This is a genomic window from Lapillicoccus jejuensis, from assembly GCF_006715055.1.
GTDB classification, from domain to species: Bacteria; Actinomycetota; Actinomycetes; order Actinomycetales; family Dermatophilaceae; genus Lapillicoccus; species Lapillicoccus jejuensis.
In genome coordinates this window covers 2,447,361-2,471,334 of the sequence record NZ_VFMN01000001.1, presented here as the reverse complement: position 1 = coordinate 2,471,334, position 23,974 = coordinate 2,447,361, and the positions used below count along the sequence as shown (strand labels likewise).

General features: G+C 74.2%; 23 protein-coding genes, 1 tRNA gene and 1 riboswitch. Of the genes, 10 read left to right on the top strand and 14 right to left on the bottom strand.

All coding sequences use genetic code 11. From position 1 onward, the window contains the following. Positions 1-50: 50 nt before the first annotated feature. The 8 genes from FB458_RS11660 to FB458_RS11625 all read right to left on the bottom strand — a co-directional run bounded on the left by FB458_RS11660 (position 51) and on the right by FB458_RS11625 (position 5,081). Positions 51-1,508, bottom strand: coding sequence for a hypothetical protein (locus FB458_RS11660; RefSeq protein WP_141848639.1), 1,458 nt, complete (start codon positions 1,506-1,508; stop codon positions 51-53). Positions 1,509-1,616: 108 nt separating this feature from the next. Then, the gene (locus FB458_RS11655; RefSeq protein ID WP_141848638.1) at positions 1,617-1,907 is read right to left on the bottom strand and encodes a hypothetical protein; all 291 of its coding nucleotides are present in this window, start codon (positions 1,905-1,907) and stop codon (positions 1,617-1,619) included. Positions 1,908-1,935: 28 nt separating this feature from the next. Beyond that, on the bottom strand, positions 1,936-2,787 hold the full coding sequence (locus FB458_RS11650) for a Bax inhibitor-1/YccA family protein (protein ID WP_141848637.1): 852 nt from the start codon (positions 2,785-2,787) through the stop codon (positions 1,936-1,938). A gap of 127 nt (positions 2,788-2,914) precedes the next feature. Beyond that, positions 2,915-3,451 carry a gamma carbonic anhydrase family protein gene (locus FB458_RS11645; protein WP_141848636.1) on the bottom strand — a complete coding sequence of 179 codons (537 nt, stop codon included), beginning with the start codon at positions 3,449-3,451 and terminating at the stop codon, positions 2,915-2,917. A gap of 22 nt (positions 3,452-3,473) precedes the next feature. After that, a complete protein-coding gene (locus FB458_RS11640; protein WP_141848635.1) occupies positions 3,474-3,788 on the bottom strand; it encodes a DMT family transporter in 315 nt (104 codons plus the stop codon). A gap of 13 nt (positions 3,789-3,801) precedes the next feature. Further along, positions 3,802-3,866: riboswitch (guanidine-III (ykkC-III) riboswitch) on the bottom strand. Positions 3,867-3,909: 43 nt separating this feature from the next. Beyond that, positions 3,910-3,983: transfer RNA gene (locus FB458_RS11635), tRNA-Leu, on the bottom strand. A 25-nt stretch (positions 3,984-4,008) separates the two neighbouring features. After that, entirely contained in the window at positions 4,009-4,566 is a 558-nt protein-coding gene (locus FB458_RS11630; RefSeq protein ID WP_211356016.1) for a peptide deformylase, read from the bottom strand. Next, positions 4,563-5,081, bottom strand: coding sequence for a glycine cleavage system transcriptional repressor (locus tag FB458_RS11625; RefSeq protein ID WP_141848634.1), 519 nt, complete (start codon positions 5,079-5,081; stop codon positions 4,563-4,565). The genes FB458_RS11630 and FB458_RS11625 overlap by 4 nt, the downstream gene beginning before the upstream one ends. 96 nt (positions 5,082-5,177) lie before the next feature. Here FB458_RS11625 and FB458_RS11620 point away from each other — a divergent pair, with 96 nt between their 5' ends. From FB458_RS11620 to FB458_RS11600, 4 genes are all read left to right on the top strand, one after another. Beyond that, on the top strand, positions 5,178-7,052 hold the full coding sequence (locus FB458_RS11620; RefSeq protein WP_141848633.1) for a methylmalonyl-CoA mutase family protein: 1,875 nt from the start codon (positions 5,178-5,180) through the stop codon (positions 7,050-7,052). Then, positions 7,049-9,220 carry a methylmalonyl-CoA mutase gene (gene scpA / locus FB458_RS11615; protein ID WP_141848632.1) on the top strand — a complete coding sequence of 724 codons (2,172 nt, stop codon included), beginning with the start codon at positions 7,049-7,051 and terminating at the stop codon, positions 9,218-9,220. Before FB458_RS11620 ends, scpA begins: the two co-directional genes overlap by 4 nt. A 326-nt stretch (positions 9,221-9,546) precedes the next feature. After that, on the top strand, positions 9,547-10,380 hold the full coding sequence (gene meaB, locus FB458_RS11605) for a methylmalonyl Co-A mutase-associated GTPase MeaB (RefSeq protein ID WP_342778052.1): 834 nt from the start codon (positions 9,547-9,549) through the stop codon (positions 10,378-10,380). A gap of 43 nt (positions 10,381-10,423) precedes the next feature. Then, positions 10,424-11,434, top strand: coding sequence for an L-idonate 5-dehydrogenase (locus FB458_RS11600; RefSeq protein WP_141848630.1), 1,011 nt, complete (start codon positions 10,424-10,426; stop codon positions 11,432-11,434). A gap of 41 nt (positions 11,435-11,475) precedes the next feature. Here the strand turns inward: FB458_RS11600 and FB458_RS11595 are convergent, their stop codons facing one another. Continuing rightward, positions 11,476-12,216, bottom strand: coding sequence for an IclR family transcriptional regulator (locus FB458_RS11595; protein ID WP_141848629.1), 741 nt, complete (start codon positions 12,214-12,216; stop codon positions 11,476-11,478). Positions 12,217-12,360: 144 nt separating this feature from the next. On the opposite strand from FB458_RS11595, the gene FB458_RS11590 reads away from it, so the two are divergent. The 6 genes from FB458_RS11590 to dgoD all read left to right on the top strand — a co-directional run bounded on the left by FB458_RS11590 (position 12,361) and on the right by dgoD (position 19,280). Further along, entirely contained in the window at positions 12,361-13,785 is a 1,425-nt protein-coding gene (locus FB458_RS11590) for a mannitol dehydrogenase family protein (protein ID WP_141848628.1), read from the top strand. A gap of 73 nt (positions 13,786-13,858) precedes the next feature. Next, positions 13,859-15,286: an MFS transporter gene (locus FB458_RS11585; protein WP_141848627.1), complete on the top strand. Its 1,428-nt coding sequence runs from the start codon at positions 13,859-13,861 to the stop codon at positions 15,284-15,286. Continuing rightward, a complete protein-coding gene (manD, locus tag FB458_RS11580) occupies positions 15,283-16,533 on the top strand; it encodes a D-mannonate dehydratase ManD (RefSeq protein WP_141848626.1) in 1,251 nt (416 codons plus the stop codon). Before FB458_RS11585 ends, manD begins: the two co-directional genes overlap by 4 nt. Further along, the gene (locus FB458_RS11575; protein WP_246061174.1) at positions 16,530-17,495 is read left to right on the top strand and encodes a sugar kinase; all 966 of its coding nucleotides are present in this window, start codon (positions 16,530-16,532) and stop codon (positions 17,493-17,495) included. Before manD ends, FB458_RS11575 begins: the two co-directional genes overlap by 4 nt. 34 nt (positions 17,496-17,529) lie before the next feature. Further along, a complete protein-coding gene (locus tag FB458_RS11570; RefSeq protein WP_141848625.1) occupies positions 17,530-18,138 on the top strand; it encodes a bifunctional 4-hydroxy-2-oxoglutarate aldolase/2-dehydro-3-deoxy-phosphogluconate aldolase in 609 nt (202 codons plus the stop codon). Beyond that, positions 18,135-19,280, top strand: coding sequence for a galactonate dehydratase (gene dgoD / locus FB458_RS11565; protein ID WP_141848624.1), 1,146 nt, complete (start codon positions 18,135-18,137; stop codon positions 19,278-19,280). The genes FB458_RS11570 and dgoD overlap by 4 nt, the downstream gene beginning before the upstream one ends. Before the next feature lie 94 nt (positions 19,281-19,374). Here dgoD and FB458_RS11560 read toward each other — a convergent pair whose 3' ends face one another. The 5 genes from FB458_RS11560 to FB458_RS11540 are packed head-to-tail and all read right to left on the bottom strand — an operon-like array spanning position 19,375 to position 23,960. Further along, positions 19,375-20,187 (bottom strand): inositol monophosphatase family protein, encoded by an 813-nt coding sequence (locus tag FB458_RS11560; protein WP_141848623.1) that lies wholly within the window; start codon positions 20,185-20,187, stop codon positions 19,375-19,377. Beyond that, the gene (locus FB458_RS11555) at positions 20,184-20,972 is read right to left on the bottom strand and encodes a glycerophosphodiester phosphodiesterase (RefSeq protein WP_141848622.1); all 789 of its coding nucleotides are present in this window, start codon (positions 20,970-20,972) and stop codon (positions 20,184-20,186) included. Before FB458_RS11555 ends, FB458_RS11560 begins: the two co-directional genes overlap by 4 nt. Continuing rightward, positions 20,969-22,105, bottom strand: coding sequence for an ABC transporter ATP-binding protein (locus FB458_RS11550; RefSeq protein WP_141848621.1), 1,137 nt, complete (start codon positions 22,103-22,105; stop codon positions 20,969-20,971). Before FB458_RS11550 ends, FB458_RS11555 begins: the two co-directional genes overlap by 4 nt. Continuing rightward, entirely contained in the window at positions 22,102-23,001 is a 900-nt protein-coding gene (locus FB458_RS11545) for an ABC transporter permease (protein ID WP_141848620.1), read from the bottom strand. Before FB458_RS11545 ends, FB458_RS11550 begins: the two co-directional genes overlap by 4 nt. Then, positions 23,001-23,960: an ABC transporter permease gene (locus FB458_RS11540; RefSeq protein ID WP_141848619.1), complete on the bottom strand. Its 960-nt coding sequence runs from the start codon at positions 23,958-23,960 to the stop codon at positions 23,001-23,003. Before FB458_RS11540 ends, FB458_RS11545 begins: the two co-directional genes overlap by 1 nt. Positions 23,961-23,974: the final 14 nt, after the last annotated feature.

The window sequence follows — 23,974 nt, the reverse complement described above, 5'->3', positions numbered from 1 at the left end:
TCCAGCGTGCCGGGGAGCGTCCTCGGCCGTGCTCCCGCCGACACCTCGGGTCAGGCGGCGACCGAGACCGCGGTGACGACGTCGTCGGCGCTGAAGGCGGGCAACCGGACGACGTACGACGTCGTGCCCGTGCCCTCCGCGGTCCCGTCCACCTGGCCGGTCGTGAAGCAGACCCCACCGCGCGCCCGCAGGCCGCCGGGGTCGGTCATGAGCGTCTCGGCCGCCGAGCCCGAGGAGTGCGGCACGACGAGGTGGACGAGCACCGGGTGGTCGGACTCGTTGTCGAGCAGCACCGCGGTGCGCCCGTCCCCCCGCAGCAGGGCGTGCGCCCGCAGCAGCGCGGTCGTCCCCGAGACCGGCAGCAGCCGGCCGGTGCCGAGGTCGTGGGCGAGGAGCAGGCCGTCGTACACCGGCTGGGCGCGGTCGGTGCTCGCGCCGGCGGGGAGGCAGATCGGTGAGTACTGGCTGCAGCCGTGGGCGTTCGGTGCCCCGTGGAAGTCGAGACCGACGACCCCGGCCTGGAGCAGGGTGAGGACGTCGTCGGGGGCCCAGAGCGCGGCGGCGTACGCGTCGCTGAGGCCACGGATCCCGCCGCAGGCGGCCGAGTTCGTCTCGTCGAGCAGCAGCGGCCGGTGCGCGGCGCGGGCCGCGGCGAGCGCGGGGGCGACGTCCTCGAGCGCGACCCGCTGCGCCGCGGGGCCGAGCAGTGTCCCGGGCAGCGGCCACGGCACCCGGCACGCGGCCATCGGGTAGAGGTGGGTCGTCACGATCGCGACGCTGCTCGCGCCCTGCGGCGCCCACCGGCGCACCCAGTCGCCCTGGCCCGCGTCGGGACCGACGAGCCGGATGCTCGGGACGGCGGCGTGCACGGCGCGCAGACAGGTCAGCTCGTCGGCGACGGTCTGCGCGGTCGTCCACCCCCGCGGCCGCCAGCCGGAGGGGGCGTAGCCCGCGGGCTCGTTGCCGCACGCCATCCCGGCGAGCCGCGGGCCCAGGACGGCGTTCGCGGCGCGGGCGTCCTGAGCGGTGACGCTCGCCGACCAGTGCGCGTCGTCCTCGGTGAGGATCGCCCGCCAACCGCTCCCGCGCAGCACCGTGTCGAGCGAGTGCAGCTGCGTGGCGGTGAACGGCACCGCGCGGCCCCACTGCGACGAGGTCCCGCCGATGCGCAGGATCGACGGGCCCAGCCGTCGCATCAGCGGGACGAGACCGGCGGCCGCGCTAAGGCCCCGGCTGCCGAGCACGTTCTCGTCGAAGGACAGCCCGATCGCGCCGGACGGCACGACGCCGTCCGTCGGGGTCGCGCCGACGGTGACGGTGAGCTCCGCCGGGGCCGTCAGCGCCGCCACCGTCGGTGGGCGGACGACGAGGAGATCGGCCGGCGCGGCGCTGCGGGCGCTCGCGACTCCGGCGAGCGCACCGGTGGTGAGGACGAGGGCGACGAGGGCGGCGAGGCGCGGTCGCGAGGCCGACCGGAGGGCCGGCGGCAGGAGGGGACGTGCGGTCACGGGCGGGGAACGCGATCGGTTCCCCGGGAGTTTCGGCTCGCAGCCCGGATCGGGGATCTCACGGCCGACTGGCGGCGCGGTCGCAGGTGACGCGTCCGCAGCGGCGCGTCAGAGGGCGCGGCGCAGGTCCGCGAGACGGGCCTCGAGCCGCTGCGGGTCCTCCCCCGCCGCCGCGGCGTCGTACACGAGGACGGCCAGCTGGTCGGGCAGGGCGGCCGGCCCGAGGTCGGGGACCGGACCGGCGTGCGGTGCGGTGGCGACGGCGAGCTCGTCGAGGAGGGTGCGGACGGTCGCCGTACGGCGGCCTGCCTCGGCGACCGGGAGGGTGCGCCACCGGTCGGTGACCCGACGCAGCTCCGCCGCGACCCCGGTCGGCAGGGGTCGCGGCGGAGTGGTCACGCGGTCGGCGTCCGTGGTGCGGGGCCGGTCAGTCGCGCAGCCGCGCGAAGAGGCGCAGCATCTCGACGTACAGCCAGACGAGGCTGACGATGAGGCCGTGGGCCAGCAGCCACGAGTACTGCTGCGGGACCTGGGCGCGGACGGCGCGGTCGATGGAGTCGAAGTCCATGGCCAGCGAGTACGCGGCCAGGCCGACACCGAGGAGCGAGATGGCGATGCCGAGCATGCCGCCGCCGCCGAAGCCCCAGCCGGAGGTCCAGCCGGCGAGCAGGGCGACGACGTTGACGAGGCTGAAGACGAGGTAGCCGAGGATGGCCAGGCCGAAGATCCGGCGGCTCTTGTCGGTGACCTTGATGATCCCGAAGCGGTAGCCCGCGAACATGCCGGCGAAGGTGGCGAGCGTGGCGACGACGGCCGAGGTGACGACGCCGGGGAACGCGGCCTCCATGACACGGCTGAACGCCCCGAGGAAGAGGCCCTCGGCGACGGCGTACAGCAGGATGAGCGGGACGCTGACCTTCTTCATGAAGGAGATCGCCAGGCCGAGGCCGAGGCCGACGAGCATGCCGCCGAGCCACAGGGGCGTCGTCAACGCGGGCTGGCTGTCCGTGAGGACCCACGAGACGCCGCCGGCGGCGAGGACGAGGACGAAGAGGCCCAGCGTCTTCATCACGACGTCGTCGACGGTCAGCCGGCCGGTCTGCAGCGGGCCGGCGGACGGCTGCTGGTACAGCGCGTCGAGGTCCTGCGGGCCGTAGCCGCCCTGCGGGCCGGGGTACTGCGGCGGGTACGTCGGCGCCTGGTTGCGTCCGAAGCCGGCGTAGCCCTGCTGGGACGCCTGCTGCTCGAACTTCGAGAACACCGGGTTGTTGCCGGCCATCTCCGTGCTCCTGTCGACTGCTGGGCGCCCGGGCGGGCGCGAGGGGTGTGCACTCGTTCTACGAGCGGCGGGGCGCCGGTGTTCCCGGTTGGGGGTCGGCGTTGTCAGGATCTTCCCAGGTTCGCTCTCAGGAACCGTCGGCGGGCACCGGGCGGGCGGTGTCGCGGTGCTGCTGCGCGAGCTCGACGTAGATGACCGAGTTGGCCCGCACCCGCAGCAGGGAGGCGTCGTCGAGCTCGCGGCGGACCTTGGCCGGCACGCCGGCGACGAGCGTCCGCGGCGGGACGACCATGCCCTCCGGGACGACGGCCCCGGCGGCGACGAGGCACTCCTCGCCGACGACCGCGCCGTTGAGGACGACCGCGCCCATCCCGACGAGCGCGCCGTCGCCGATCGTGCAGCCGTGCAGGACGGCGCGGTGGCCGACGCTGACGCGGGCACCGATCGTCGTCGGGAAGTCCTCGTCGGTGTGCACGACGCACCCGTCCTGGAGGTTGCTGCCCGCGCCGAGCGTGATCGGCGCGAGCTCGGCGCGCAGGACGGACTGGTACCAGACGCTGGAGTCGGCGTGCAGCGTCACGTCTCCGACGAGCTCGGCGCTGCCGGCGACCCAGGCGGTCGGGTCGACGCGGGGCTGGTGGTCACCGAAGGACAGGAGCGGCATGGCCGTCACCCTAGGGGTGCGATCAGTGCGCGAGCTTGAGGCCGACGACGCAGCCGACGAGGCCGACGATCAGCGCCACCTTGAGCACGCTGACCGTCTCGGCGCCGGTGACCATGCCGTAGGTGACGGTGAGCCCGGCTCCGATGCCGACCCAGACGGCGTACGCCGTCCCGACCGGCAGGCTGCGGAGCGCGAACGCGAGGCCGCCCATGCTGGCGACCAGCGCGGTGGCGAAGATCGCCGTCGGGACGGGGCGGGAGAAGCCCTGCGTCCTGCTCAGGGCCACGGCCCACACGGACTCCAGGACGCCAGAGACGACGAGCACCAACCACGACACGACAACCACTCCTCGTGGCCGTCTTGTCGCGTTCCGGGTACGGCTCCCTCGTCCGGGTGAGCCGTGTCGGCTCTCGTCGATGGTCTCACGTGGGGGCGGACCGGGCGCCGTACGGGCTGGGTGCCCCCGACGAGACTCGAACTCGCAACCCAGCGATTTTAAGTCGCCTGCCTCTGCCGGTTGGGCTACGGGGGCGGGGTCAGCCTAGGTGGTGGCGAGGTCAGAGGTAGGTGCGGCGCGGGTGCACGGCGGACGGGCCGGCGACCCGGTCGAGGAAGAGCAGGCCGTCGGTGTGGTCGACCTCGTGCTGGAGCGCGACGGCCTCGAAGGCGTCGGTGACGACCTCGACCCACTCCCCCGTGACCGGCAGCTGGCCGCGGACGGTCAGCCGGCGGGCGCGGGCGACGTCGCCGGTGAGGTCGGGCACCGACATGCAGCCCTCGCGGCCCTTCTCCCTGCGGGTCGCCGAGACCACCTCGGCGTTGGCGAGGACGAACGCGCCGTGGCAGACCTTCGTCTTCGCGTGGCCGGTGACGTCGACCGAGAACAGTCGTACGGCGACCCCGACCTGCTGGGCGGCGAGGCCGACGCAGCCGGGCGAGACGGCCTGGGTGGCGAGCAGGTCGGCGGCCAGCTGCACGACCTCGGGGTCGGCGGGGTCGACGTCGGCGCCCGGCGTCGAGAGGACCGGGTCCGGTGCTTCGACGACGCGCCGTACGTGCCCGGGCGGGAGGTCCGGCATCCGCCAGGCGGGGCCGGGAGCAGCGGTGTCGGTCACAGCAGGTCGTCGTCGATCGGGTCGAGGTGCACGTCGACGCCGACCGCGCGGGCGGCGGCGTGCAGGTCCTCCTCGAGCCGCGCGGGCGTGACCCCGGCGGGCAGGACGAGCTCGGCGGTGAGGACGTAGAGCCCGCGCGACAGGCGCGTGCCGAGGTCGACGACGTTGCCGCCGTGGTCGGCGACGACGCGGGTGAGCGCGGCGACGATGCCCGGGCGGTCGGCCCCGTGCACCTTGAGGGTGTACGACGCCCCGTCGGCACCGGACCCGTGGCCCTCGGGGAGGGCGCGCACGTCGACCGCGAGCGCGCCGTCGGCGGCGAGCGGCGCGAGCGCGTCGGCCAGGGCGTCGGGGTCGGTGTCGGCCCGCACGAGGACGACCATCGCGAAGTGGCCGCGCAGCAGCGTCATCGTCGAGTCCTCGAGGTTCGCACCCGTCGCGGCGAGGGCCGACGTGAGGTCGGCGACGATGCCGGGACGGTCGGTCCCGAGGACGGTGACGGCGACGAGGCTCACGGTCGCGAGGGTAGCGAGGCGCGCGACGCGGCCGGGTGACGTGTCCGACACCCGGCGAGGTGTCGAGCGGGTCCCGGCCTCAATACAGTCGGGGGCATGAGCGAGAACGACGGCGACGCGGCCGAGCCGGTGGCCGAGGAGGTGCGGGGCGGGCTCGACGAGCGCGCCGACCTCGAGCCGGCCCAGGGCAGCCTGGCCCTCGCCGACGGCGCCACCGCCACCCGCGAGCAGTGGGAGCACGCCGCCGCCGGGGTGCTGCGCAAGGCCGGCCGGCTCACGGACGACGACGCCGACGCGCTGGTCTGGGAGAAGCTCGCCCGCCGCACCCTCGACGGCCTGACCGTCACCCCGCTCGGCACCCCCGACGACCTCGACGGCCTCGTGACCGGCGGCCGCCCGCAGCGGGTCGGCGCCTGGGACGTCCGCGCGCTGCTCAGCGTCGGCGACGACGTCGCCCCGGCCGCCGCCCGCGAGGAGGCGCTCGCCGACCTCGAGGGCGGGGTCACTTCGCTGTGGCTGCGGGTCGCGCCGGACACGGACCTGCCCGCGCTCCTCGACGGGGTGCTGCTCGACGTCGCGCCCGTCGTCCTCGACGCGCCGGGGTCGGCGCTCGACACGGCGCGCGCGTTCGTAGACCACCTGCGCGCGACCGGGGTGACCGCCGCGGCGGGCACGAGCCTCGGCGCCGACCCGGTCGCCGCGCGGGTGCGTGGTGTCGACGTCTCCCTCGACGCGCTCGTCGAGATCGCCCGGCTCGCCCGCGACGCCGGCGTCGAGGCGGCCATCGTCGACGCGACCGCGCTGCACGACCGCGGAGCGACGCAGGCCCAGGAGCTGGGCTACTCGCTCGCCGTCGGCCTGGCCTACCTGCGCGCGCTCGAGGCCGAGGTCGGGCTCGACGACGCGGGGCGCCTGCTGTCCTTCCGCTACGCCGCCACGGACGAGCAGTTCCCCACCATCGCGCTGCTGCGCGCCGCCCGCCGCCTCTGGGCGCGGGTGCTCGAGCACTGCGGCGCCGCACCGGCGCCGCAGCGGCAGCACGCCGTGACGAGCCGGCCGATGCTCAGCGCGTACGACGTCCACGTCAACCTCCTGCGCACGACGGTCGCGGCGTTCGCGGCCGGCGTCGGCGGCGCCGACGCCGTCACCGTCCTGCCGTACGACGAGCCGATCGGCCGCGCCGACGCGTTCTCGCGCCGGATGGCGCGCAACCAGTCGGCGCTGCTGCTCGACGAGTCGCACGTCGGTGCGGTCGCCGACCCGGCCGGCGGCGCGTACGCCGTCGAGCGGCTGACCGACGACCTCGCCCGCGCCGGCTGGGCCGAGCTGCAGCGCATCGAGGCCGCGGGCGGGGTGCTCGCCGCGCTCGACGATGGCTCGCTGCTCGCCCGCGTCGACGACTCCGTCGCCGCGCGCGACCGGCTCGTCGCCACCCGTCGCCGCCCGGTCACCGGGCTCAGCGAGTTCCCCGACCTGGCCGAGCGCCGCCCGACCCGCTCCCCCGACCGGCTCGCCCCACCGGTCCGGCGGTACGGGGCGCCGTACGAGGCCCTGCGCGACGACCCGCCGTCGGCGACCGTCTTCCTCGCCACCCTCGGCCCTGTCGCGCAGCACACCGCGCGGGCGACCTTCGCCAGCAACCTGCTCGCCGCCGGCGGGATCGGCGTCGACGTCGCCGGGGCGACCGCCGACGCCGGGGAGGTCGCGGCGGCGTACGGCGGTCAGCCCGTCGTGCTCGTCGCCGGCACCGACGACGCCTACGCGCAGTGGGGCGCCGATGCCGCGCGGGCGTTGCGCGACAAGGGCGCTCGCTGGGTCGTCGTCGCCGGCAAGCCCGCCGGGTGGGCCGACGACTCCTGCGCGATGGGCGTGGACGCGCTCGCCTTCCTGAGCCGCACGCGCGAGAAGCTGGGCGACGACCGACCAGGCGACGAGCGACCGGTCCACACGCGCGAGGAGGCGCGAGCATGAGCATCCCGAGCAGCTTCGCCGATCTGCCCCTGGAGGGCGGGCAACCTACGGCGACAAGCAGATCCGCGGCGTCGTACGGGCAGCCGTGGCTCTCCCCGGAGGGCATCGACGTGCTGCCGGTCTACGGGCCGGAGCACCTCGAGGGTCTCGACGCGCTCGACACGTGGCCGGGTCTCGCGCCGTTCCTGCGCGGGCCCTACCCGACGATGTACACGACGCAGCCGTGGACGATCCGGCAGTACGCCGGGTTCTCGACGGCCGAGGAGTCGAACGCGTTCTACCGGCGCAACCTCGCGGCCGGGCAGAAGGGGCTGTCGGTCGCCTTCGACCTCGCGACCCACCGCGGCTACGACTCCGACCACCCGCGGGTGCGCGGCGACGTCGGGATGGCGGGGGTCGCGATCGACTCGATCCTCGACGCGCGGACGCTGTTCGACGGGATCCCGCTGGACAAGATGTCGGTGTCGATGACGATGAACGGCGCGGTGCTGCCCGTCCTCGCGCTCTACGTCGCCGCGGCCGAGGAGCAGGGGGTGAGCCCTGAGCAGCTGTCGGGGACCATCCAGAACGACATCCTCAAGGAGTTCATGGTCCGCAACACCTACATCTACCCGCCGGCGCCGTCGATGCGGATCATCTCCGACATCTTCGGGTTCACGTCCGCGCGGATGCCGCGCTTCAACTCGATCTCCATCTCCGGCTACCACATGCAGGAGGCCGGGGCGACGGCCGACCTCGAGCTGGCCTACACGCTCGCCGACGGCGTCGAGTACGTCCGCGCCGGGCTCGCGACCGGGCTGACCATCGACCAGTTCGCGCCGCGGCTGTCGTTCTTCTGGGCCATCGGGATGAACGTCTTCATGGAGGTCGCCAAGCTCCGCGCGGCCCGGGCGCTGTGGGCGCGGCTGGTGCGCCAGTTCGACCCGCAGAACCCTAAGTCGCTCAGCCTGCGCACGCACAGCCAGACCTCCGGCTGGTCGCTCGCCGCGCAGGACCCGTTCAACAACGTCGCTCGCACCTGCCTCGAGGCGATGGCCGCGACGCAGGGCCACACCCAGAGCCTGCACACCAATGCGCTCGACGAGGCCATCGCGCTGCCGACCGACTTCTCCGCGCGGATCGCCCGCAACACCCAGCTGCTGCTGCAGCAGGAGTCCGGGACGACGCACACCATCGACCCGTGGGCGGGCTCGTACTACGTCGAGCGGCTCACCCACGACCTGGCCGAGAAGGCGTGGGCGCACATCCAGGAGGCCGAGCAGGCCGGCGGGATGGCGGCCGCGATCGAGCAGGGCATCCCCAAGATGCGCATCGAGGAGGCCGCCGCCCGCACCCAGGCGCGGATCGACGCGGGGTTGCAGAAGGTCATCGGCGTCAACACCTACCGGCTCGCCGCCGAGGACCAGCTCGACGTCCTGCGCGTCGACAACGACGCGGTCTACCGGCAGCAGATCGCCAAGCTGGAGCGGCTGCGCGCGGAGCGCGACGACGACGCCGTACGGCGTTCCCTCGAGGCGCTCACCCGCTCGGCGGAGACCGGCGGCGGGTCGGGGCTCGATGGCAACCTGCTCGCGCTCGCCGTCGACGCGGCGCGCGCGAAGGCGACGGTCGGCGAGATCAGCGAGGCGCTGGAGAAGGTCTACGGCCGCTACCAGGCGACGATCCGTACGATCAGCGGCGTGTACCGCGACGAGTCGACCGGCGGGGGTGGCGGTCTCGTCCCGCAGGTGCTCGAGGCGACGGCCGAGTTCGAGGAGGCGGAGGGCCGGCGCCCGCGCATCCTCGTCGCGAAGATGGGCCAGGACGGCCACGACCGCGGGCAGAAGGTCATCGTCTCCGCCTTCGCCGACATGGGGTTCGACGTCGACGTGGGCCCGCTGTTCTCCACGCCCGAGGAAGTCGCGCAGCAGGCGGTCGACAACGACGTGCACATCGTCGGGGTCAGCTCGCTCGCCGCGGGCCACCTCGCGCTGCTGCCGGCGCTGCGCGAGGCGCTGGCCGGGCAGGGCCGCGGCGACATCATGGTCGTCATCGGCGGCGTCATCCCGCCCGATGACGTCCCCCGGCTCAAGGAGATGGGCGCCGCGGCGGTCTTCCTGCCCGGCACGGTCATCGCCGAGTCCGCCCTCGACCTGCTGGCGCGGCTGCGCGAGCAGCTGGGCCACTGAGCGCTTCCGGCGGGTCGTCCGGCGGGCGGGCCGTCGACGTCGACGCCCTCCTCGAGGGCGTCCGCGCCGGCCGCCGCGCCGACGTCTCGCGCGCCATCACCCTCGTCGAGTCGCGCCGTCCCGCGCACCGCGCGGCCGCGCGCGAGCTCCTGACGGCCCTGGTCGACGACCGCGAATCGGATTCGGTCCGCTCGGCTCGGGGCACGACGGGAGCCGAGCTCATCGACTCCGATTCGAGTGGCTCGGCCGACTCGGATTCGGGCCACTCGGCTCGGGTCACGACGGGAGCCGAGCGCCCCGAATCCGATTCGCGGCCCTTGGCCGGCGTGCGGTCGCGGGCGGTGCGGGTCGGGGTGTCGGGTGTGCCCGGGGTCGGCAAGTCGACCTTCGTCGAGGCGCTCGGGACCCGGCTCACCGCCGACGGCCACCGGGTCGGGGTGCTCGCCGTCGACCCGTCCTCGGTGCGCACCGGCGGGTCCGTGCTCGGCGACAAGACCCGGATGGCGCGGCTCGCGGCCGACCCGGACGCGTACGTGCGCCCGTCGCCGGCGGCCGGCACCCTCGGCGGGGTCGCCCGGGCCACCGTCCAGGCGATGACGGTCCTCGAGGCGGCGTCGTACGACGTCGTGCTCGTCGAGACCGTCGGCGTCGGGCAGAGCGAGATCACCGTCGCCGGCATGGTCGACACCTTCCTCTTCCTCACCCTGGCCCGCACCGGTGACCAGCTCCAGGGCATCAAGAAGGGGATCCTCGAGATCGCCGACGTCGTCGCGGTCAACAAGGCCGACGGCGACCAGGAGACCACGGCCAAGGGCGCCGCGCGCGAGCTGTACGGCGCCCTGCGGCTGGTCCGCGGCAAGGACGAGTGGGTGCCGTCGGTCGTCACCTGCTCGGCGCTGCACGACCGCGGTGTCGACGAGGTGTGGGCGCAGGTGCTGCGCCACCGCGACCACCTCGGCGAGGACGGCCTCGCGGCCAAGCGCGCCGGCCAGCAGCTCGACTTCACCTGGGCCCTCGTCCGGGACGAGCTCGACCAGCGGCTGCGCCACTCCCCCGGCGTCCGCGCCGTGCAGGACGACGTGCGGCGTGCCGTCCTCGCCGGTGAGCTCCCCGCCACCGTCGCCGCCGACCGCCTGCTCGCCGCCTACGACCACTCCTGAGCGCCCCGACCGCCGTCCGGGCCCGGGTGCAGAATGGCCGCCCATGAAGGCCGTCGTCGTCCACGCCGCCCGTGACCTGCGCGTCGAGGAGCGCCCCGTCCCCGACCCGGGCGAGGGCGAGGTGCGCGTGCGCATGACGCACGGCGGCATCTGCGGCTCGGACCTGCACTACTACCTCGACGGTCGGGTGGGCAGCTTCGTCCTGCAGGGGCCGCTCGTGCTCGGTCACGAGGTCGTCGGCACCGTCGACCTCGACCCGAGCGGCCGGCACGCCCCCGGCACGAAGGTCGCCATCCACCCGGCCTATGCCGACCACCGCTGCCCCGAGTGCCTCGCCGGCCACCCCAACACGTGCCGCAACGCCCGCTACCTCGGCTCCGCCGCCAGCGACCCGCAGACCCAGGGCGGCTTCGCCGAGCACACGGTCGTCCGGCTCGACCAGCTCCGCCCGCTGCCGCAGGGGCTCGAGCTCGACCGGGCCGTGCTCGCCGAGCCGCTCGGGGTCGCCCTGCACGCGCTCGACCGGGCGGGGGACGTGCGGGGCCGGCGCGTGCTCGTCACCGGGGCCGGTCCGATCGGCGCCCTCGTCGTCGCGGCCGCCGCGGCGCGGGGGGCCGCCGAGGTCACCGCGACCGACCTGCAGGACAAGGCCCTGGAGGTCGCCCACCTCGTCGGGGCGACGAGGACCGTCCGCGTCGACCGCGAGCCGGTGCCGGAGCTGGCCCACGACGTCGCGGTCGAGGCGTCGGGGTCGCCCCGCGGGCTGAGCACGGCGATCGCGTCCGTGGTGCGCGGCGGCACGGTGGTGCAGGTGGGCAGCCTGCCGGGCGGGGACCTGTCGGTGGCGCTCGGGGCCCTCGTGTCGCGGGAGATCACGCTGCGGGGCGCCTTCCGGTTCACCGACGAGATCGACGAGGCGCTGCACCTGCTGGCCACCGACGACCGCTTCGGTCACGTCGTGACCCACACCTTCCCGCTCGCCGACGTGGCGCGGGCGATGGACGTCGCCCTCGACCCGGGCCGGTCCTCGAAGGTCGTCCTCGAGCTGTCCTGATCCCGGCCCGCATCCCGGCCGCATCCCGGCCGGGCCGAGGCTCAGGACAGGGCGGCGACGACGCGGGCCGCCGTGTCGCGCAGGCTGGGCAGCAGGCCCAGCAGCTCGGCCTCCGGGGTGAGGAACGTGATGGTCGAGATGCTCACGCCGGCGATCCCGTTGTCCCCCAACCGGATCGGGACGGCCATGCACCGGACGTTGACCTCGTTCTCCTCGCGGTCGAGGGCGTAGCCGCACTCCCGCACCGTGGCCAGCTCGGCCAGCAGCTCGTCCACGTCGGTGTGCGTCGCGGGCGTCCGCGCCGGCAGGCCCCGGGCCGTGAGCAGGGCCACGAGGCGCGGCTCGGGGAGCGTGGCGAGCATGGCCTTGCCGACGGCGGTCGAGTGCGCGGGCATCCGGGAGCCGACCCGCGAGCGCATGATGAAGGCCTGGGGCGCGGTGGCCTTGTGGGTGTAGAGCACCTCCCCGTCGGCGAGCACCGCGACGTGGACGGTCTGGTTCGTCGCCGTGGCCAGCTGGTGGATGGCGCTCTCGACGCCGTCGCCCCACTCGGCGTCGGCGTGGCCGAGCGCTCGGGCGCGCGGTCCCAGCTCGTAGAAGCCGCCGTCGCGCTGCACCGCCCACCCCGAGTCGGCGAGCACGCCGAGCAGCCGGTGGACCGTCGGCTTGGTCAGCCCGGTCCGCTCGGCCAGCTCGCCGAGGCGCTGCGGCCGCTCCACCGCGCCGAGGGCCTCGAGCAGGCCGAGCAGCTTGTGCCCGGACGCCGTCCCGGTGTCGGTCACGACGCCTCCTGTCCATGCCGGGCACCGTCCCTGCCCGTGCGCCCTTGCGCAACGAGTCGTCGAGGCCTACTGTTCCCGAGATTTCACCTGACTGAATGACGTTCCGTCAACCGGAACGCACCCCGACCGTGGCGAGGAGGTGACGTGAGCCGCGTCGTGCACCTCGGCCTGGGCAGCTTCCACCGGGCCCACCAGGCCGTCTACACCCAGGCGGCCAACCGCGTCACCGGGAGCGACCGGCGCATCACCGGGGTGAGCCTGCGCAACCGCGAGCTCGTCGCCGCCCTGCGTGCCCAGCGCGGGCGCTACACCGTCCTCGAGGTGGGCCCCGACGCCGCGGCGCCGCTCACCGTCGAGGTCGTCGACGAGGTGCTCCTCGCCGCCGACCAGCCGGTCGCCGTCGTGGCCGCCCTCGCGGACGAGGCGACGACGACGGTCACCCTCACGGTCACCGAGAAGGGGTACGCCTTCCGCCCCGGCGGCCACGACCTCGACCTCACCGACCCGGGCATCCGCCGCGACGCGACGCTCGAGGCCCCGCCGACCACCGCCGTCGGCCTGCTCGCCGCGGGCCTGCTCGCCCGTGCCGACCACGGCGCCCCGGTCGACCTCGTCAGCTGCGACAACGTCGGGCACAACGGCGCCGCCCTGCGCGCGGTGCTCGAGCAGTACGCCGCGCTGCTGCCGCCCCGCGAGGGCGCGGCGGTCCGCACGGTCCTCGACGCGGCGGGCACGCCTGACACGATGGTCGACCGGATCGTGCCGCGCACCACCGAGGCCACCCGGCGAGCCGTGGCCGCGGCCGGGATCAGCGACGCCGTACCCGTGCCGGCCGAGCCGTTCTCGATGTGGGTGCTGGACGCCTCCGGCTTCACCGCACCCCGCCCGGCCTGGGAGTCCGCCGGGGCGGTCCTCAGCGGCGAGGTCGGCGCCTACGAGCTGGTCAAGCTGCGGCTGCTCAACGCCCCCAACTCGATGCTCGCCTACCTCGGCCTCCTGACCGGGCGGACCGAGATCGCCGACGCGGCGGCCGATCCCGACCTGCGCGCCCTGGCCGACCGCGCCCTCGGCGACGAGATGGAGCCGACCATCCCCCTGCCGGCCGGGTTCGACGCGGCCGCCTACCGCGCCCAGGTCTTCCGGCGGTTCCTCAACCACGACCTGCGCCACCTCACCGAGCAGGTCGGGTCCGACGGCTCGCTCAAGCTGACCCAGCGGGTGCCGGCCGCGGTCGCGTGGCACACCGCCCGAGGGTCCGTGCCCGAGCACCTGGCGCTGCTCGTGGCCGCCTGGCTGCGGGTCACCGCCGACGCCGACGCGGTCACCATCCCCACCATCGGCCTGCACGAGCCGGTCCGTGACCGGGTCCGCTCCCTCGCAGCCGCCGCCCGCGGCCCGCACGACCTCGCCCACGCCGCGCTCGTGGACGCCGCGCTGCTCGGCCACGACCTCACGACACGGACGTCCTTCGTCGACCGGGTGGGCGAGCTGCTGGCCGACCTGCGCCGCCACCCGGCCGCCGCGCTGATCCGCTCGATGGCCAGGAGCACCCCGGCCCTGACGGCCTGAGGGGCTCCCGACCGGGTAGCGAGCCCACCCGAGAACCACCGACCCACCACCACGACGACGTGAGGGAGTGACCATGGACCACGGCACCATCCGCCGGTTGTCCGACGAGGCGACCGCGGTCCTGCTCGACAAGGACGGCACCGCCTCCAGCAACCGGGGCGGCTGGATGATGATCGCCACCATCCTCATCGAGGCCTGGGACCTCTACGCGATCTCCTTCGTCCTCATCTTCATCAAGGCCGAGTACGACCCCTCGGCCGTCGAGCTCGGGCTCGCCACCGCGGCGGTCCAGGGCGGCGCGCTCGTCGGCGCCCTGCTCGGCGGCTACGTCGCCGACCGGCTCGGTCGCAAGCGCGTGTTCATCCTCACCATGGTCCTGTTCATCGTCCTGGCCGTCGCCCAGGGCTTCTCCCAGAACATCGTCGACCTCATCATCATCCGCTTCCTCATCGGCATCCCGCTCGGCAGCGACATCTCCAACGGCTACGCCTACATCATGGAGTCGATGCCCAAGGGCAAGCGCGAGATCATGGGCAGCCGCTGGCAGTTCATGTTCGGCCTCGGCGAGGTCTTCTCGATCCTCGTCATCACCGTCATGTACGTCACCGGCATGGACCACGAGATCCTGTGGCGCGTGGCCCTGGCGCTCGGCGCCATCCCGGCCCTCGTCCTCCTGCTCGCCCGGCTCAACCTGCCGGAGACGCCGCTCTCGCTGCTGCAGCGCGGCCAGTTCGTCAAGGCCAAGGCCGCGTCGCAGAAGCTCTTCGACGACCCGCTGGACATGCTCCCCGACGAGGACGTGACGATGGAGAAGCCCAAGGTGGGCGACTTCCTGCGGGTCATCTTCGCCGACCCGGTCAAGAAGCGGGCCACGATCTTCGGCTGGATCTCCAACGCCTGCCAGGGAGCCGAGTTCACGGCGTTCGGCTTCTACCTGCCCGTCATCCTCGTCTCCGCCGGGGTCGGCGTGACCGGCAGCGTCGGCAACACGAACATCACCGGGACGAACCTCGTCACCGCCGGCATCTACGTGCTCGCCACGATCTCCGGGTTCGTCGCCCCGCTCATGCTCCCGCGCATCGGTCACCGCGGCGTGGCCATGTGGGGCTTCGGGCTCGCGTTCCTCGGTCTCGTCATCGGCGCCTACGCCCTCGGCGCCGACATCAAGTGGCTCATCGTCATCGGTGCCTGCATCCTCATGTGGGGTCACTACTGGGACGCGTCCAACGGCATGACCATCGTCTCGATGGTCGCGCCGCCGCGGTTCAAGGCCACCGCCTCCGGCTTCGCCTACACGTTCGTCAAGGCGGCGTCGTTCTTCGGCGCGTTCATCTTCCCCGTCATGACCGACGCGTGGGGCAAGGTCTGGGCCACGCTCGCCGTGGCCGTCCTCTCGGGCATCGGCTTCCTGTCGGCCAAGTTCATCCTCCCGGAGATGTACGGCTACGTGGAGCAGGAGGAGGCCCGGGTCGCCCGCGCGGTGGCGCGGCACGACGCATGACGGCGCTCGGGACGACCAGGGCCCGGCACGGCTCCCGCACCATCACGGACGTCGACGTCGTCGTCTGCTCCCCGGGGCGCAACTACGTGACGCTGCGCCTCGGGACCACCGACGGGCTCGTCGGGTGGGGCGACGCGACGCTCAACGGGCGTGAGCTCGCCGTCGCGTCCTACCTGCGCGACCACGTCGCACCGCTCCTGCTCGGCAAGGACGCGTCCCGCATCGGCGACCTGTGGCAGTACCTCTACCGCGGCCCCTACTGGCGCCGCGGGCCGGTGACCATGGCGTCGATCTCCGCGGTGGACCAGGCGCTGTGGGACCTGCAGGGCAAGGCCGCCGGCATGCCGGTGTTCCAGCTGCTGGGGGGCCGCGCGCGGGAGCGGCTGATGACGTACCCGCACGCCACGGGGCACTCGGTCGAGGACGCCGTCGCCTCCGTCGCCGGCAGGCTCGAGGAGGGCTACGCGGCTGTGCGGGTGCAGGCCTCGGTGCCGGGGCTGCCGTCGACGTACGGGGTCCACGTCGGTGACGAGGCCTACGAGCCGGCGCACACCGACCTCCCGGACGAGGAGGCGTGGAGCACCCCGCTCTACCTCGACTTCGTGCCGAGGCTCATGAAGCGGGTCCGCGACGAGCTGGGCTTCGGCTTCGCCCTCCTGCACGACGGCCACCACCGGCTCAGCCCCACCGAGGCGACGTGGCTGGGCAGGGAGCTCGAGCCGCAGCGGCTGTTCTGGCTCGAGGACGTCACGCCGGCCGAGGACCAGCGGGCGTTCGCCCCGATCAAGGCCGGGACGACGACCCCCCTCGCGGTCGGCGAGGTGTTCAACTCGATCTGGGACTGCCAGGAGCTCATCAGCAACCGGTGGATCGACTACATCCGCTGCGCGACGACGCACACCGGCGGCATCACCCACATGAGGCGGATCCTCGACCTCGCCGACCTCCACGGGGTGCGGTCCGGGTGCCACGGGCCGAGCGACGTCTCCCCGATCGGCATGGCGGCCAACGTCCACCTCGACGTGGCCATCCCCAACTTCGGGGTGCAGGAGTTCATGGGCTACCCCGACGCGGCGGCGGAGGTCTTCACGACGTCGTACCGGCTCGTGGACGGGCACCTGGAGGTCGACGACGACGTGCCGGGGCTGGGCGTCGAGGTGGATCTCGAGGCGGCGGAACGGTATCCGTACGTCCGCAGGTACCTGCCGGTCAACCGCCGCCTCGACGGCAGCATGCACGACTGGTGACCGCCGCCGTGGACGCCATCACGCTGGGCGAGTCGCTCGGCCTCGTCATGGGCGAGCCCGCGACCCCGCTGCGGGCCGGCTCGTCAGTGCGGTTCAGCTTCGCGGGCGCGGAGTCCAACGTCGCCATCGGCCTGGCCCGGCTCGGGCACGCGGTCGGGTTCGTCAGCCGGGTCGGGGACGACTTCGTGGGACGGATGGTCGTCGAGACGCTGCGGGGCGAGGGGGTCGACGTCTCGGGGGTCGTCGTCGACGAGGCCGCGCCGACGGCCCTCATGGTGCGCCAGCACCGGACCGCCGACGCCCTGACGGTGCTCTACTACCGCGACGGGGCGGCCGGGTCGCGGCTGCAGCCGGGCGACGTGCCCGACCTCTCCGGCGCGCGGCTGCTCCACGTCACGGGGATCACCCCGGCGCTCAGCGCGTCGGCGATGAGGACCGTCGAGACGGCGGTGCGGGCCGCTCGGGCCGCCGGTCTCGTCGTCAGCCTCGACGTCAACCACCGCGCGCTGCTCTGGAGCGCTCAGGAGGCCGGCGCCGCGCTCGCCCCCCTGCTCGACGCCGTGGACCTCGTCTTCGGTGGGGACGACGAGCTCCTCGCGCTCGCCCGGCGCGACATCGGTGGCGACGTCGGCGACGTCCATGCGGCGGTGGACGACCTGCTCCGGCAGCGGCCGTCGGTCGTCGTGCGCAAGCGGGGGGCGGACGGCGCCTCGGTCCACGGCGCGTTCGGCGTCATCGAGCGGCCCGCCCTCGCGGTGACCGCGGTGGACCCCGTGGGAGCGGGCGACGCGTTCGTCGCCGGGTTCCTCAGCGGGCTGCTCGACGGCGTCGACCCCGCGGCGTGCCTCGACCGGGCCGTCGAGTGCGGGGCGTTCGCCGTGTCGGTGCACGGCGACTGGGAGGGTGCCGCCCGCCGTTCCGAGCTCGGCCTGCTCGCCCGCGCCGAACGCGTCCACCGCTGACCCGACCCGACCGCACCACACCGGAGGGAGCACCATGGTCGACTTCGCGACCATCTTCGACCGCACGCCCGTCATGGCGATCCTGCGCGGGTACACCGCCGACCGCTCCGTCGAGCTCGCCCGCACCGCCTGGGACCTCGGCATCGCCTGCGTCGAGGTGCCGGTGCAGTCGCCCGAGGCGGTGGAGTCCCTCGCCGCCGTCGTCGAGGCCGCCGCGGGCCGGGACGTCGTCATCGGCGCCGGGACCGTGACGACGTCGGAGCGGGTCGCCCGGTCACTGGCCGCCGGGGCGCAGTTCACGGTGGCGCCCGGCTTCGACGCGGCCGTCGCCGCCGAGAGCGAGGCCGCGGGCCTGCCGCACCTGCCCGGGGTGGCGACGCCGTCGGAGGTGGGGGCCGCGATGGCGCACGGGTACACCTGGCTCAAGGCGTTCCCCGCCTCGCTGCTCACGCCCGCGTGGCTCGCGGCGATCGCCGGACCGTTCCCGCAGGCGCGGCTGGTCTGCACGGGCGGGATCGACAGCCACAACGCCCGGGCCTTCCTCGACGCCGGTGCGCGCGGGGTCGCCGTGGGCTCGGCGCTGGAGTCGCCCGAGCAGCTGCCCGCGCTCGCCACCCTCGTCGGCCGGGGGGCCGGCCGATGAGGATCACCTCGCTCGAGACGTTCCTCGTGCCGCCGCGATGGTGCTTCCTCAAGATCGAGACCGACGAGGGGGTCGTCGGCTGGGGCGAGCCGGTGGTCGAGGGGCGAGCGCACACGGTCGCCGCCGCGGTCGACGAGCTGGCCGACCACCTCGTCGGCACCGACCCGCTGCGCATCGAGGACCACTGGCAGGTGATGACCAAGGGCGCGTTCTACCGCGGCGGGCCGATCCTCTCCAGCGCCGTCGCCGGGGTCGACCAGGCGCTGTGGGACATCGCGGGCAAGGTGCGCGACGCGCCGGTCCACGAGCTGCTCGGCGGTCCGGTGCGCGACCGGCAGCGGGTCTACACGTGGATCGCCGGCGACGAGCCCGGCGAGGTCGCCGAGGGGGCGCGGGAGCGGCTCGAGCAGGGGCTCACCGCGGTGAAGATGAACGCCACCGGGCGCCTGGGCCAGCTGGCCACGGTGCGCGAGATCGACGAGATGCTCCAGCGCGTCGCCGCGGTGCGCGAGGTCATGGGCGACGACGGCGGCGTGGCCGTCGACTTCCACGGCCGGGTCACCCCGGCCAGCGCCCGCGAGATGGTGCGCCTGCTCGAGCCGCTGCGGCCGATGTTCGTCGAGGAACCGGTCGTCCCCGAGCTGAGCGCCGACCTGGCGCGGATCTGCGCGACGACCACCATCCCCATCGCGACCGGCGAGCGGCTCTACTCCCGGTGGGACTTCCGCGAGGTGCTGGCCTCGGGCATCGCCGTCGCGCAGCCCGACCTCTCGCACGCCGGCGGTATCTCGGAGTGCCGCCGGATCGCGGCGATGGCCGAGGCGTACGGCGTGGCCATGGCGCCGCACTGCCCCCTGGGCCCGATCGCGCTCGCGGCGTGCCTGCAGCTCGACTTCGCCACGCCGAACACCCTCATCCAGGAGATGAGCTGGGGGATCCACTACAACGTGGGCGGCGACCTCCTCGACTACGTCGTCGACCCCTCCGTGTTCGCCATCACCGACGGCCACGTCGAGCGCCCGACCGGGCCGGGACTCGGGATCGAGATCGACGAGTCGGCCGTCCGTCGGGCCGCGGAGACCGGCCACCGCTGGCGCTCGCCCGCCTGGCGCCTGCCCGACGGTTCCCTCGCCGAGTGGTGACCCCCCCCCCCCCCCCCCCCCCCCCCCCCCCGAGGGACGACTTCGTGCTCCGGATGTGACCGAACTCAGTGCTCAGACAGGGATTTCGGGCACATCAGAAGCAAGAGGTCGTCAGGGCCCGGAGGTCGGCGTCGACGCCGGGGGCGGCGACGGAGAAGGGGCCGGGGCCGGGCCAGCGGGTCTCCCGACCCGCTGCGTCGCGGACGACGGCGCCGGCCTCGAGGCCGATGAGCAGCGCGGCGAGGTGGTCCTCGGGACCGAACGACCCGATCACCGCGGCGGCCGCGCGGCCGGTGCCGACCGACGCGACGCTGAGCGTCCCCGAGCCCATGACCCGGCTCGTGCAGTGCCGCTCCCACAGGGCGGCGAGCAGGTCGAGCATCCCCGGCCACGGCGCGTACGACGCCCACTCGGTCAGCAGCACCTGGCCGGCGAGGCCGGTCGCGGACGAGGCGGTGAGCCGCTCCCGTCCACCGTCGTCCGTACGGCGCCACGCCCCGCCCCCGGCGCTCGTCCACCACACCTCGCCGCGCCACAGGTCCGCGACGACGCCGACGAGCGGCTCGCGGCCGACCGCGAGGGCCAGGGAGAACGACGTCCACGGCAGCCCGGACGCGAGGTTGGTCGTGCCGTCGACCGGGTCGCACCACCAGGTCGGGGTGTCGCCGTCGAGGTCGGGCTCGCCGCCGAGCTCCTCTCCCACGACGAGGTGTCCCGGGAAGGCGTCGGCGATCCGCGCCCGCACCGTCCGCTCGGTCGCGACGTCGACGTCGGTGACGAGGTCGGCGGCGTGCTTCTTCGTGCGGATCTCGCCGCGGGGCACGTCGTGCAGCACCCGGGCCGCGTCGTCGGCGCAGGCCAGCGCGACCTCGAGCACGGCGTCGAGGTCCACGGACGACGCGCTCATCGGGCGTTCCACGCGGCGACCTCGGCGACGACCTGCGGCACGCGGTTCGACGTCACGGACCCGGCCCCCTCCTCGAGGACCCGGCGGACCGTCTCGCGGTCGTCGACGGTCCAGCAGCTGAGGCCCAGTCCCCGCTCGTCGCACCACTCGCGGACCCGAGGGACGACGCCCTGCCAGTGCGGGTTGAACGACTCGGGACGCAGCTCCTCGACGAGCGCGTCGTCGGGCAGCCCCGTCCGCAGCTCCTCACCCCAGGTGAGGAACACGCGCGCGGTGTCGTCAGCCTCGCGCACGAGCCGCAGCGCGTCGACCCCGCCGCACCACGCGACCTGGTCGGGGCGGACGGTGCCGCCGGCCACCGCGGCCCGGACCGTGTCCAGCGCGGCCGGCACCCACTCGGCGGACGTGAGGTCGAGCAGCATCCCGCAGGAGGTCCCGGTGAGCAGCCGCAGCGCCTGCTCGAGCCGGGGCACGTACGGAGCCTCGCCCACCCCGGGCCGGTCGGTCGGCCCGCCGAGGTCGGCCAGCTCGGCGGCGGTCAGCTCGCGCACGCCGCGGTCGAGCTCCCACAGCCGGGTGAGCCGGTCGTCGTGCAGCAGCACGCTGACCCCGTCGGCGCTCGTCTTGAGGTCGACCTCGACGAGGTCGACGCCGGCCTCGATCGCGGCCCGCACGGCCGGCAGCGTGTTCTCCCGGTGGGCGACCGGGTCGCCGCGGTGACCGACGGCCAGCGCCCGACCCTGCCCGACGCGCGGCAGCGCCACGGACGTCTGCGCCGCCGTCACGCGAGCACGCCGTCGCGGTAGGCCAGCGCCCGCCGGAACCGCACAGGCACGCTCGAGCCCACCCCGACCGCGAGGGCCGCGTCGGCGTCGACGTACGCCCGCACCGCCTCCGCCCCGGAGCCGAGCCGCAGCACGACCTCGGTGAAGTGCCCGCGCGGGATGACCCGCTCCACCGCGGCGGGCACGCCGTCACCGCCCACCACGACGTCCTCGGGCCGCACCGACACGGTGTCGTCGTCGCGTCCGACAGCCGCGAGGTTGGTCGTCGCCACCGGCACCCGCGACCCGCCCACGTCGAGCACCCAGCCGCCACCGGCCGGCTCGAGCCGCCCGGAGACGGTGTTGGTCGCGCCGACGAACCCGCCGACGAAGGTCGTGACCGGCGAGCGGTAGAGCTCGGACGGGGCGGCGTACTGCTCGATCCGCCCGCCGTTCATCACGGCCACCCGGTCGGACACCGACAGCGCCTCGTCCTGGTCGTGGGTGACGATCACCGTCGTGATGCCGAGCCGCTGCTGGATCTCGCGGATGTCCTCGCGGACCCGCACGCGCAGCTTGGCGTCGAGGTTGGACAGCGGCTCGTCGAGCAGCAGCACCTGCGGCTCCTGCACGAGGGCGCGGGCCAGCGCCACTCGCTGCTGCTCGCCGCCGGAGATCCGCGCGGGGCGGGACTTCAGGTGGTGGGTGAGCCCTACGAGCTCGAGCACCGCCTCGACCCGCTGGCGCAGCTCGGGCTTCGGCGTCTTGCGCAGCTTGAGCGGGAAGGCGACGTTGTCGAAGACGCTCATGTGCGGCCACAGCGCGTAGTTCTGGAAGACCATCGCGGTCGGCCGCCGCTCCGGCGGCAGCGACGTGACGTCCTGCCCGTCGATGGTCACCGAGCCGGCGTCGGGGTCGAGGAAGCCCGCGACCATCCGCAGCGTCGTCGTCTTGCCGCAGCCGCTCGGGCCGAGCAGGCAGACCAGCTCGCCCTTGGCGACGGTGAGGTCGAGGGCGTCGACGATGGTCCGCCCGCCGAGGACCTTGTGCACGCCGCGCAGGACGAGCCCGCCGTCGGCGGGCGCCGGCCCGAGCTCGGTGACGGTCGAGGGCTCCGTACGGCGCGCGGTGGCCGCGTCGGGGGTGGTGGTCATCGGATCTGGAACCCTTCTGCCAGCTGCCCGCCCATGACGTGCTTGCGCACGAGGAGCAGCAGCACCGCCGACGGGACGGCCAGCAGGATCGAGAAGACCGCGGCGACCTGGGGCGGGTAGTTGAGGACGAGCGAGTACATCTGGGTGGGCATCGTGACGAAGTCGGGGTTGCCGACCAGGTAGGTCCCCTGCGCCTCGTCGAAGGAGGCGAGGAAGCTCATGATGAGCGCGACGAGGATGCCGGGCAGCGCGAGCGGCAGGGTCACCGTGCGCAGCACCGTGAACCGCCCGGCCCCCGCGTCGCGGGCCGCCTCCTCGAGCGAGCGCGGCACGGCCGCGAAGGCCGCGGCCGGGATCCACGTCATGAAGACCACCGTGCCCAGCAGGTGGATGATGACGACGCCGACGAAGGTCGACATGAGGTTGAGCGTGTAGAACAGCGACGCCAGCGCGACGAACAGCCCCATCTTCGGGAAGGCGTTGGTCGCGAAGAGCCCGATGAGGAAGACCCGCCGGCCGGGGAAGTCGAAGCGCGCGAACGCGTACGCCGCCGGCAGGCAGAGCACCGCCGACACGGCCATCGTCACGACCGCGAACTCCAGCGACAGCACCACCGACCCCGACAGGTTGGGGTCGTCGAACACCGCGGACCACCACTGCATCGTCCAGCCGTCGGGCAGCAGGTGCGGGTAGGTCCAGCTCGTCGCGAAGGCGTGCACCCCGAGCCAGACCAGCGGCCCGAGGATGAAGAGCGCGAGGGCGACCGCGAGCAACCCGGTGAACAGCCGCCCGCCCCAGGCCCTCCCGCCGCGGCGGCGCGCCGGCCGCGGGGCAGGACGCCGTACGGCGTCGTCGGGCGCGACGCCCGGCCGCGCGGACTGCGTGACCGTCGCCATCAGACCCTCCCCGTGCTCGCCGCGCTGCGGTAGTTGGCCCACACGTAGACAGCGCCGAACCCGGCCGCGACGACGAAGACGACGACGGCCATGGCGACCGACGCCTGGGGCAGGTTGTAGGACGTGAAGTAGTCCGACATGTCGACGCCGAGCATCTTCGGCGCGTTCGGGCCGGTGAAGTACGGCACCGTGAACGAGCCCAGCGTGCCGATCGCGGTGAACGTCCCGGCGATGACCGTCGGCACCAGCGCCATCGGGGCGATGACGCTGAGCACGACGCGCGGCAGCGACGCGCCCGCGTCCCGGGCCGCCTCGATGAGCGCGTCGGGCACACCCTGCACGCCCGAGACGACCATGAGCGTCGCGAACGGCAGGCTCGTCCAGGTCAGGCCGATGACGACGGCCGTCGTCGTGTAGCCCCACACCGGCGCGGTCAGCCCCATCGTCGCGGCGACCGAGCGCAGGAACCCGTCTGCGGCGTAGAAGGTGAGGATGGCCCACGAGGCGATGACGACGGGCACGAACATCGGGACGACGGCGAGCGCCGACAGCACCCGCGAGACCCACGAGTCCGACAACCGCACGTAGAGCGCGATGACCCACGCGAGGACGAGCACGAGCACGGTGACCCCGAGCGAGACGAGCACCGTGACGAGCAGGTCGCGACGGAACCTCTCGTCGGCGAAGAGCGAGGAGTAGGCCCCGAGGCTCTGCTGCCACCAGGAGGAGACCGTCACCTGCTCCTTGGCGATGACGGAGACGGTCGCGTTGAGACCCCCGGTGTGGCCGAGCGAGTACGCGACGGCGACGACGATCGGGAAGCCCACGAAGAGGGCGACGAGCAGCAGCGGCGGGCTGGCCAGCAGCAGGCCGGTGGCCCGGTGCCGGCGGCTCGGCCGCTCGGCCGTCGTCCCGTCGGGGACGGGGACGACGGCCGCGGTGACGTTCTCGGCGGACATGTCCTAGGAGGTCA